The organism is Streptomyces sp. NPDC042002 (assembly GCF_055588305.1).
In genome coordinates, this window is record NZ_JBVJCT010000001.1 from 597,741 (window position 1) to 607,017 (window position 9,277).

The 9,277-nt window shown below is 71.5% G+C and carries 10 protein-coding genes; 7 read left to right on the forward strand and 3 right to left on the reverse strand.

All coding sequences use genetic code 11. The annotated features are described in order from the left end of the window. Positions 1–23: 23 nt before the first annotated feature. Together ACZ6KY_RS02615 and ACZ6KY_RS02620 are read right to left on the reverse strand one after the other, a co-directional pair. A complete protein-coding gene (locus ACZ6KY_RS02615) occupies positions 24–1,418 on the reverse strand; it encodes a metallopeptidase TldD-related protein (RefSeq protein ID WP_469308451.1) in 1,395 nt (464 codons plus the stop codon). Then, complete coding sequence (locus ACZ6KY_RS02620) at positions 1,415–2,938, reverse strand: TldD/PmbA family protein (RefSeq protein WP_469308452.1); 1,524 nt, start codon at positions 2,936–2,938, stop codon at positions 1,415–1,417. The genes ACZ6KY_RS02615 and ACZ6KY_RS02620 overlap by 4 nt, the downstream gene beginning before the upstream one ends. A gap of 279 nt (positions 2,939–3,217) precedes the next feature. On the opposite strand from ACZ6KY_RS02620, the gene fabG reads away from it, so the two are divergent. The 3 genes from fabG to ACZ6KY_RS02635 all read left to right on the forward strand — a co-directional run bounded on the left by fabG (position 3,218) and on the right by ACZ6KY_RS02635 (position 5,209). After that, the gene (fabG, locus tag ACZ6KY_RS02625; RefSeq protein WP_467761029.1) at positions 3,218–3,922 is read left to right on the forward strand and encodes a 3-oxoacyl-[acyl-carrier-protein] reductase; all 705 of its coding nucleotides are present in this window, start codon (positions 3,218–3,220) and stop codon (positions 3,920–3,922) included. A gap of 5 nt (positions 3,923–3,927) precedes the next feature. Continuing rightward, positions 3,928–4,695 (forward strand): enoyl-ACP reductase FabI, encoded by a 768-nt coding sequence (fabI, locus tag ACZ6KY_RS02630; protein ID WP_469308453.1) that lies wholly within the window; start codon positions 3,928–3,930, stop codon positions 4,693–4,695. A gap of 154 nt (positions 4,696–4,849) precedes the next feature. Then, entirely contained in the window at positions 4,850–5,209 is a 360-nt protein-coding gene (locus tag ACZ6KY_RS02635; RefSeq protein WP_469308454.1) for a hypothetical protein, read from the forward strand. Between the two features lie 294 nt (positions 5,210–5,503). Here the strand turns inward: ACZ6KY_RS02635 and ACZ6KY_RS02640 are convergent, their stop codons facing one another. Further along, complete coding sequence (locus tag ACZ6KY_RS02640) at positions 5,504–6,190, reverse strand: FadR/GntR family transcriptional regulator (RefSeq protein WP_469308455.1); 687 nt, start codon at positions 6,188–6,190, stop codon at positions 5,504–5,506. 112 nt (positions 6,191–6,302) lie between these two features. Between ACZ6KY_RS02640 and ACZ6KY_RS02645 the strand changes: the two genes are divergently transcribed. The 4 genes from ACZ6KY_RS02645 (at position 6,303) to ACZ6KY_RS02660 (ending at position 9,179) form a co-directional block, all read left to right on the forward strand. After that, a complete protein-coding gene (locus tag ACZ6KY_RS02645; RefSeq protein WP_469308456.1) occupies positions 6,303–7,745 on the forward strand; it encodes a CynX/NimT family MFS transporter in 1,443 nt (480 codons plus the stop codon). A 101-nt stretch (positions 7,746–7,846) separates the two neighbouring features. Then, complete coding sequence (locus ACZ6KY_RS02650; RefSeq protein ID WP_469308457.1) at positions 7,847–7,963, forward strand: SGM_5486 family transporter-associated protein; 117 nt, start codon at positions 7,847–7,849, stop codon at positions 7,961–7,963. Between the two features lie 264 nt (positions 7,964–8,227). Continuing rightward, a complete protein-coding gene (locus tag ACZ6KY_RS02655; RefSeq protein ID WP_469308458.1) occupies positions 8,228–8,443 on the forward strand; it encodes a hypothetical protein in 216 nt (71 codons plus the stop codon). Positions 8,444–8,660: 217 nt separating this feature from the next. Then, positions 8,661–9,179, forward strand: coding sequence for a SixA phosphatase family protein (locus ACZ6KY_RS02660; protein ID WP_469308459.1), 519 nt, complete (start codon positions 8,661–8,663; stop codon positions 9,177–9,179). The last annotated feature ends 98 nt before the right edge of the window (positions 9,180–9,277 follow it).

Genomic DNA, 9,277 nt, shown 5'->3' on the forward strand with positions numbered 1-9,277 from the left:
GGTCTCGTGAATCAGGTACGAGGTTATACGCCCTGGCTGACAGAGCTCATATTGAAGTCCGGCACCCGCAGGGCGGGCATCGCGGCCCTGGTGAACCAGTCGCTCCATTCCCGGGGCAGCGTCTTCTCCGTCCGCCCCGCCTCGGTGGCCCGCCCCAGCAGGCCCACCGGCGACTCGTTGAACCGGAAGTTGTTCACCTCGCCCACGACCTCGCCGTTCTCGACGAGGTAGACGCCGTCCCGGGTCAGCCCGGTCAGCAGCAGCGTCGCCGGGTCGACCTCGCGGATGTACCAGAGGCAGGTCAGCAGCAGACCGCGCTCGGTCGCGGCGACCATCTCCTCCAAGGAGCGGTCCTCGCCGCCGTCGAGGACGAGGTTCCCGATCGTCGGCGTCACCGGCAGCCCGGTCAGCTCGGCGCTGTGCCGGGTGGTGGACAGATGCCGCAGCTCGCCCTGGTGGATCCAGTCGGTGGCCTTGAGCGGCAGCCCGTTGTCGAACACGGAGGCGTCGTCGCCCGAGGAGTGCGTGAGGACGAAGGGAGCGGACTCCAGACCCGGCTCGTTCGGGTCGCTGCGAAGCGTCAGCGGCAGCTCGGTGAGCCGCTCGCCGATCCGGGTGCCGCCCCCCGGCTTGCTGAAGACGGTCCGGCCCTCGGCCGCGTCCCGGGCGGCGGCCGACCACATCTGGTAGATCAGCAGGTCCGCGACGGCGGTCGGCGGCAGCAGCGTCTCGTAGCGCCCGGCGGGCAGCTCGACGCGCCGCTCGGCCCAACCGAGCCGTACGGCCAGTTCCGCGTCCAGCGCCGCCGGGTCGACGTCCTTGAAGTCCCGCGTCGAGCGTCCCGCCCATGCCGAACGCGTACGGTCCGGGGACTTGGCGTTGAGCTCCAGCGTGCCGTTCGGCTGGTCGTGCCGCAGCCGCAGCCCCGTCGACGTACCGAGGTAGCTGGAGACGAGCTCGTGGTTGGCGAACCCGTACAGCTCACGGCCGCCGGCACGCGCGCGTGCGAACGATTCGCCGAGCGCAGGAGCGAAGTCGGCGAAGACGGTGGAAGAGGTCTCGGCGGGCGCGTCCGTGAAGTCGGGGGACTCCGGTACGCCCGTCACCAGCGGTCGGCCGTCCTCGGCGGGACCGGCGCCCCGCGCCGCCGCCTCGGCCGCCAGCACCAGCGGCTCCAGCTCGTCTGCGGTCACCGCCGAGCGCGAGACCACACCGGACGAGGTGCCCTCGCGGCCGTCGACGGTGGCGATAACGGTGAGCGTGCGCCCGCGCGTCACCCCGTTCGTGGTGAGCGTGTTGCCCGCCCAGCGCAGGTTGGCGGTGGACTGCTCGTCGGCGATGACCACACAGCCGTCGGCCCGGGACAGTTCGAGGGCGCGCTCGACGACCTCATGCGGCTTGCTCGTACGGGCGCTCATCGACCGGCCTCCTGAGTCGTGTTGAGGATGTTGACGCCCTTGAAGAGGGCGGACGGGCAGCCGTGCGACACCGCGGCGACCTGGCCCGGCTGGGCCTTGCCGCAGTTGAAGGCACCGCCCAGGACATACGTCTGCGGGCCGCCCACCGCGGCCATCGAACCCCAGAAGTCGGTGGTGGTCGCCTGGTACGCGACATCACGCAGCTGACCCGTGATCCGGCCGTTCTCGATCCTGAAGAAGCGCTGGCCGGTGAACTGGAAGTTGTAGCGCTGCATGTCGATGGACCAGGACCGGTCGCCGACGACATAGATGCCGCGGTCGACGCCCCCGATCAGATCCTCGGTGGACAGCCCGCCCGGGTCCGGCTGGAGCGACACGTTGGCCATCCGCTGCACGGGCACATGCCGGGGCGAGTCGGCGTACGCGCACCCGTTGGACCGCTCGAAGCCGGTCAGTCGCGCGATCCGCCGGTCCAGCTGGTAGCCGACGAGCGTGCCCCCCTTCACGAGGTCCCACGACTGGCCCTCGACGCCCTCGTCGTCGTACCCGACGGTCGCGAGGCCGTGCTCGGCGGTGCGGTCACCCGTCACGTTCATCAGATCGGAGCCGTACCTGAGCTTGCCGAGCTGGTCGAAGGTGGCGAAGGAGGTACCGGCGTACGCGGCCTCGTAGCCGAGCGCGCGGTCCAGCTCGGTGGCGTGCCCGATGGACTCGTGGATCGTCAGCCACAGGTTGGACGGGTCGACGACGAGGTCGTACACCCCCGCCTCGACGCTCGGCGCCCGCATCTTCTCCGCGAGCAGCCCGGGGATCCGCTCCAGCTCGGAGTCCCAGTCCCAGCCGGTGCCCAGCAGGTACTCCCAGCCGCGCCCGGCCGGCGGCGCGATCGTCCGCATCGAGTCGAACTCGCCGCTGGACTCGTCGACGGCGACCGCGGTGAGCTGCGGGTGCAGCCGCACCCGCTGCTGCGTGGTCACGGTCCCGGCGGTGTCCGCGTAGAACTTGTTCTCGTGCACGGTCAGCAGGGACGCGTCGACGTGGTTGACGCCGTCGGCCGCCAGCAGCCGCGCGCTCCAGTCCGCGAGCAGCCCCGCCTTCTCCTCGTCCGGCACGGAGAAGGGATCGATCTCGTACGACGAGATCCACGTCTTCTCGGCGTGCACCGGCTCCTGGGCCAGCTCCACGCGCTCGTCGGAACCGGCCGCCTTGATCACCTGGGCCGACAGCTTCGCCATCGCCACGGCCTGCGAGGCGACCTTCGCGGCCGCGTCCATCGTCAGATCCACGCCCGACGCGAACCCCCAGGTCCCGCCGTGCACGACCCGTACCGCGTAGCCCAGGTCGGTGGTGTCCGACGACCCGGCCGGCTTGGCGTCGCGCAGCCGCCAGGACGCGCTGCGCACCCGCTCGAACCGGAAGTCCGCGTGGTCGGCGCCCAGCGCCCGCGCCCGCGCGAGCGCGGCGTCGGCGAGTGCGCGCAGCGGTAGCGCCGTGAAGGCTTCGTCGATGGAATGAGGCACCGAGGTCTCCCTGCTGTCGTGGCCCGTCGGGTCCGATCATGTCGCGCGGGCGGGTCCGGCGGCCACGCCTTTGCGGGACCGGGCGCGTCCGGCGCGTCTTTCGGCCGTACCGCCTCGGCTTTCCGGCCGTACCGCCATGGCTTTCTGTAGAGACCCGACAGCAGTCACCCGAACCCACTGTCGGTGCCCGATTCTCTGGGAGGCCTGGCGGACCGATAGGTTTTCGGGGAAGGCGCCTGTATTGCAGGGGTTTCAGTCCGCTAACGAAAGGGTGATCCGTTGAGCCGCTCGGTTCTCGTCACCGGAGGCAACCGGGGCATCGGCCTCGCCATCGCCCGCGCATTCGCCGACGCAGGCGACAAGGTCGCGATCACGTACCGGTCCGGTGAGCCGCCGGCCGGCTTCCTGGCGGTCAAGTGCGACATCACCGACACCGAGCAGGTGGAGCAGGCCTACAAGGAGATCGAAGCCGAGCACGGCCCGGTCGAGGTCCTGATCGCCAACGCCGGCGTCACCAAGGACCAGCTCCTCATGCGGATGTCCGAGGAGGATTTCACCTCGGTCATCGACACGAACCTCACCGGCACCTTCCGCGTGGTCAAGCGCGCCAACCGTGGCATGCTGCGGGCCAAGAAGGGCCGCGTCGTGCTGATCTCGTCGGTCGTCGGGCTGCTCGGCTCGGCGGGGCAGGCGAACTACGCCGCGTCCAAGGCCGCCCTGGTCGGCTTCGCGCGTTCGCTCGCCCGGGAGCTGGGCTCGCGCAACCTCACCTTCAACGTCGTCGCGCCCGGCTTCGTAGACACGGACATGACGCAGTCGCTCACCGAAGAGCAGCGCGCGAACATCGTGTCGCAGGTACCGCTGGGCCGTTACGCGCAGCCCGAGGAGATCGCCGCGACGGTGCGGTTCCTCGCCTCGGACGACGCCTCGTACATCACTGGAGCCGTCATCCCGGTTGACGGCGGACTGGGAATGGGTCACTGATCACCATGAGCGGAATTCTCGAGGGCAAGCGCGTCCTTATCACCGGTGTGCTGATGGAGTCCTCCATCGCCTTCCACACCGCCAAGCTGGCCCAGGAGCAGGGTGCCGAGATCATCCTGACCGCGTTCCCGCGGCCCACGCTGACCGAGCGCATCGCCAGGAAGCTGCCGAAGCCCACCAAGGTCATCGAGCTGGACGTCACCAACGAGGAGCACCTCGGGCGTCTCGCCGACATCGTGGGCCAGGAGCTGGGCGGCCTCGACGGCGTCGTGCACTCCATCGGCTTCGCGCCGCAGGACGCCCTCGGCGGCAACTTCCTCAACACGCCGTTCGAGTCGGTCGCCACCGCCATGCACGTCTCGGCGTTCTCCCTGAAGTCGCTGACCATGGCCTGCCTGCCGCTGATGCAGAACGGCGGTGCCGTCGTCGGCCTCACCTTCGACGCGCAGTACGCCTGGCCGCAGTACGACTGGATGGGCCCGGCCAAGGCCGCCCTGGAGGCCACCAGCCGCTACATGGCGCGCGACCTGGGCAAGCAGAACATCCGCTGCAACCTCATCTCGGCGGGCCCGATCGGCTCCATGGCCGCCAAGTCCATCCCGGGCTTCGGCGAGCTCGCCTCGGTGTGGGACACCCGCGCGCCCCTGGAGTGGGACCTCAAGGACCCGGAGCCGGCCGGCAAGGGTGTCGTCGCCCTGCTGAGCGACTGGTTCCCGAAGACCACGGGCGAGATCATCCACGTGGACGGCGGTCTGCACGCCATCGGCGCGTAAACGCTTACGCCCCGTATCGACGCCCCGTTTCCCGCAGCGCGCGGGGAGCGGGGCGTCGCCCGTTCGGCCCATTCGACCGGGCGGCCCGGACCCCGTGACCCGCACGCTGGGAGAACGCACCGCCCCGCAGCCGTACGGCCGAGGAGGTCCCCTTGTGCGCCTGTCCCGCCGCTTTGCCCCGGTGTTCGCCGCTGTCGCTCTGGTGATGGCCGTACCGTACGAAGCGATGCCCCAGCCGCGCGTGGAGGGTGCGACCGAGGGGACCCGGACGCCCGCAGTACCCCAGCCGTTCGGCGCCGAGTGCCGGACCACCGTCACCGGTTCCCATGTCGTCGCGTACTGCCACAACCTCTATGTGGGCACCGACCGCGTCAGTCTGCACGTCGAGTGCGCCCGCTGGTGGGACATCGACAGCGACAGCGCCCCGGTCGACGTCGGACCCGCGATGACGGTCCGGCTGACCGGCCGCTGCTGGAAGGAGATCCGCACGGTCTGGATCACCCACGGGACATGAGGTCCGGCGCGCTCGGCAGTCGGTGCCCGCACGTGCGGGTCCCGTGACGTCCGGCCGCCCGGGTCCGGAGCCTGCGCCTGCCGGTCGTCCGGGCCGGGTGCCTGGGGCCTGCGGGCCGCCGGGGCCCGCGCCTCTCAGCCGCCCGGTCCGGCGCCTGCGGGCCGCTTCGGGCCGCGCCTGCTGGTCATGCCCTCCGGCCCTCCCGGCAGCCGCGGGCCCGCGCCGCCGGCCGCCCCGGTCCGTGCCTGCCGGTCAAGATCCGTCCGGCCCCCCCGGCGCGGGGGGCGCCCGCGCCTACCCCTGGCCCCCCGGCCGTCCGGGGCGGCACTGGAACGGATAGCTCGCCGCCTCCGCGGCGGCGGCCTCCGCGTCGCCCGTCCTGATCGCGTCGACGAGCCGGTCGTGGTCCATGTACGTGTCCGGCGTCAGCTCCTTGCCGACGTCCTCGCGCAGCCAGTCGCGCAGCACCTCGCCCAGATCCGCGTACATCGCCGTCATCACGTCGTTGCGGGACGCGGCCACCACCGCCATGTGGAAGGTCGCGTCGGCGGCCACGAAGGCCTCCGCGTCGCCCGACTCCCAGGCCTCCTCCCGGCGTACGAGGAGGGCGTCCAGCTGCTTGAGGTCACGCTCGGTGCGCCGCTCGGCGGCCAGCCGGGCGGCACTCGACTCCAGCGTGGAACGCAGTTCGGCGATGTGTCGCGGGTCGGCGTCCGCGAACCGGCGGTGCATCACGCCCGCCAGCTCGCTGGTCGCCACGACGTAGGTGCCGGAGCCCTGCCGGATGTCCAGCAGCCCGTTGTGAGCGAGCGCCCGGACCGCCTCGCGCACGGTGTTGCGGGCGACGCCGAGCTGGTCGACGAGCTCCGGCTCGGTGGGGATACGGGAGCCCACCGGCCACTCGCCCGAGGTGATCTGGTTCCGCAGCTCGGCGATGACCTGCTCGGACAGGGCCGAACGGCGGGGATGGCTCAGCGGCATGACGGTCCTTCGTACGGGCCCGGGTGTGGTCGTTCGCGCGGGGCCGGAGGTTCCGGAGATTAACGCAGCAGGATTGGACAGCCAATCATCCCATGATTCTATGATGGGCGTCATGGCCATCGAGGAGACCCGGACGGCGACGACGTCCCCAGCGATACGCCGCTCCACCGAGAGCACGGCACCCGAAACGACACCCGAAACGCCCGTCACGCGCGCGTGGACGACGCGACTCGTGGTCGCCGGCATCGTCCTCGCCGCGCTCAACCTGCGTCCGGCCATCACCAGCCTCGGCGCCCTCCTCGAAGAGGTGCGCGACGGCCTCGGCATGAGCGGCAGCGTCGCCGGACTGCTCACCTCCGTACCGCCCCTGTGCTTCGCCGTCTTCGGCGTGATGGCACCGCGGCTCGCCCGCCGCTTCGGGTCCGCCGCCGTCGTCTGCGGGGGCATGGTCGCCATCACGACGGGCCTGGCCGTGCGCCCGTACATCGGGGGCGCGGCCGGCTTCCTGGCCGCCAGCGCGCTCGCGCTCATGGGCATCGCCGTCAGCAACGTCCTGATGCCGGTGATCGTCAAGCGCTGGTTCCCCGACAAGGTCGGCTCCATGACGGGCCTCTACTCGATGGCCCTCGCGCTCGGCACCTCGACCGCCGCCGCGGTGACCGTCCCGATGACCGACGCCCTGGGCGGCGACTGGCAGTCCGGGCTCGTGGTGTGGGCGGGCCTCGCGGCGGCGGCCGTCGTCCCGTGGATTCTGCTGGCACGCGCGCGGGGCGCCGATTCTCCCACCGGTGACCGTGGGTCCGTCGCGTCCGCCGCGGTCCGTGCCGGTGACCGTGGGTCCGTCGCGTCCGGCACCGGTCGTATCGGTGATCTGGTGCCTGCCGCTGCCACCGCGGCCCGCACCGGTGATCTCGGGCCCGCTGGTCCCGTCGTCACTGGTCCCGTCGTCACCCGGCACGAGCCCGACGGGCTGCGCATCACCCGCAGCCGTACGGCCTGGGCGCTCGCCGTCTTCTTCGGCCTCCAGGCCACCGCCGCCTACATCACGATGGGCTGGATGGCACAGATCTTCCGCGACGCGGGCGTCGCCGCCGGCACCGCCGGACTGCTCCTCGCCGTCACCATGGTGATGGGCGTGCCGCTGGCCTTCGTCATCCCGCGCCTCGCCACCCGCCTGCCCCACCAGGGGCCCATCGTGGTCGCCCTCGGCCTCTGCGGACTCGCCGGATACGCGGGCCTCTATCTGGCTCCGGCGGCGGGTGCCTGGGCCTGGGCCCTGTTGCTCGGTGTCTCCAACTGCGCCTTTCCGCTGGCCCTCACCATGGTCGGCATGCGGGCCCGGACCGGCGCCGGTGTGGCCAAGCTGTCGGCGTTCGCGCAGAGCACCGGCTATCTGATCTCGATCCCGGGCCCGCTGCTCGTGGGTGTGCTGTACCAGCACAGCGGCGGATGGGGCCTGCCGCTCGCGATGATGGCCGGGCTCATGGTCCCGCAGATCGGCGTCGGCATCCTGGCGGGCCGCAACCGCACGGTGGAGGACGAGGCCGCCCGGTGACCCGGTGACCCGGTGGCCCATGGCCGGTGCCCTGGTGACCTGGAGACGGGAAACGGGCCCCCGGCGGCGGCACGGCGGACGAAGGGTGCGAGACTTGCCGCATGCCTGTGCTCGACCCGAACCCCCAGAACGGCCAGAAGAAGCTGCTGCTCGTGCTCGGCGCGATGCTGGCCATCACGGTGATCATCGGCATCATCGCGTCCTTCGCGTCCCCGTGATCGGCGGAGCCCCGCCGCAGACGGCGTCACCCTGACCGTCGCCGCACCCGTGCCGTAGCGCCCGCACGCCCCTCCAGAACGCGCCGCCCCGGACGCGGAACCGCCCTCTCGCCCGGAGGTAGGGCTAACCCCCCATCCCCTAGGGGGCGAGTGTCAGGGTCAAGTGGGTGGATCACCGGATGGGTTGCCGGCCGCTGAGTCCGTAACTTCGAGTTGTGACCGTGAGACGCGGTCCAGGACCACTCGAAGACTCACGGAGGCGGCATGTCGGCCCCTACGCACACCCGGCCCCACCCGGCGACCACGGGCCGCGTGGACATCCGGCTGCCCTGGTGGGCCCTCGCCCTGCCCACGCTCGCCTTCATCTCCCTGCTGCTCATGATCCTCAACCCGGCGGACGCGCACGCCGCGGGCAGCGACCCGGCGATCACCCACATGTTCGAGCGCGTCCAGCAGACGTTCCTGCACAACACTCCGTAAGCCGCCGAGGCCCCACCCACCGCAATCAAGCCACGCCCCACTGAGCCATTCCGGATCGCGCCATCCCGCACAGCCGGACGCCGTCCGCAACCCGGGGAGACCGCTCCACCTCCCAAGGGGTACGGCATCACCCCTGACGGGGCAGGGCATTACCCCCGCCGGGGGACCGCATCAACTCCCTGCGCCCCATGGCATGTTTCGTGCGAAGCTGGGACGCATGAGCGTCGCAGAACCCCGCAGGATCGTCCTCTTCCGGCATGCGAAAGCCGACTGGCCGCAGATGTCCGACCATGAGCGGCCGCTCGCCGACCGGGGCCGCATGGACGCCGCCGTCGCCGGACGCAGGCTGGCAGACATCGGCATCCCCCTGGACCTGGCCCTTTGCTCCACCGCGATCCGGACCCGCGAGACATGGAAGCACGCCGTCCAGGAGCTCCCGCACCGGCCGAAAACGGTCTATGAGGAGCGGCTCTACGAAGCCTCGCCGGGCGAGCTGATCGCCGTGCTCAACGAGACCCCGGACGACGCGCACAACGTGATCCTGATCGGTCACAACCCGGGTGTACACGGCCTCGCCGATGTCCTGGCGGGCCAGGCCGAGGGCGACACCCGTGCGCGGATGCAAGCCCACGGTTTCCATACCGCCGCCTTCGCGGTGCTGTCCTTCGACGGCCCCTGGAAGTCCCTGGAGCCCGGATCGGGCGCCCTGACCGACTACTGGGCCCCGACGGAGTGAACCCGCCCCTACGACGGACGGGGGGGGGGGGGGGGGGGGGGGGGGGGGGGGGGGGGGGGGGGGGGGGGGGGGGGGGGGGGGGGGGGTGGTTGTTGGGT

What these genes read in the sequence shown, in the direction of transcription:
- ACZ6KY_RS02615 (WP_469308451.1), bottom strand. Translation starts at nt 1,418, where the DNA reads ATGAGCGCCCGTACGAGCAAGCCGCATGAGGTCGTCGAGCGCGCCCTC.
- fabI (WP_469308453.1), top strand. Translation starts at nt 3,928, where the DNA reads ATGAGCGGAATTCTCGAGGGCAAGCGCGTCCTTATCACCGGTGTGCTG.
- ACZ6KY_RS02640 (WP_469308455.1), bottom strand. Translation starts at nt 6,190, where the DNA reads ATGCCGCTGAGCCATCCCCGCCGTTCGGCCCTGTCCGAGCAGGTCATC.
- ACZ6KY_RS02645 (WP_469308456.1), top strand. Translation starts at nt 6,303, where the DNA reads ATGGCCATCGAGGAGACCCGGACGGCGACGACGTCCCCAGCGATACGC.
- ACZ6KY_RS02650 (WP_469308457.1), top strand. Translation starts at nt 7,847, where the DNA reads ATGCCTGTGCTCGACCCGAACCCCCAGAACGGCCAGAAGAAGCTGCTG.
- ACZ6KY_RS02655 (WP_469308458.1), top strand. Translation starts at nt 8,228, where the DNA reads ATGTCGGCCCCTACGCACACCCGGCCCCACCCGGCGACCACGGGCCGC.
- ACZ6KY_RS02660 (WP_469308459.1), top strand. Translation starts at nt 8,661, where the DNA reads ATGAGCGTCGCAGAACCCCGCAGGATCGTCCTCTTCCGGCATGCGAAA.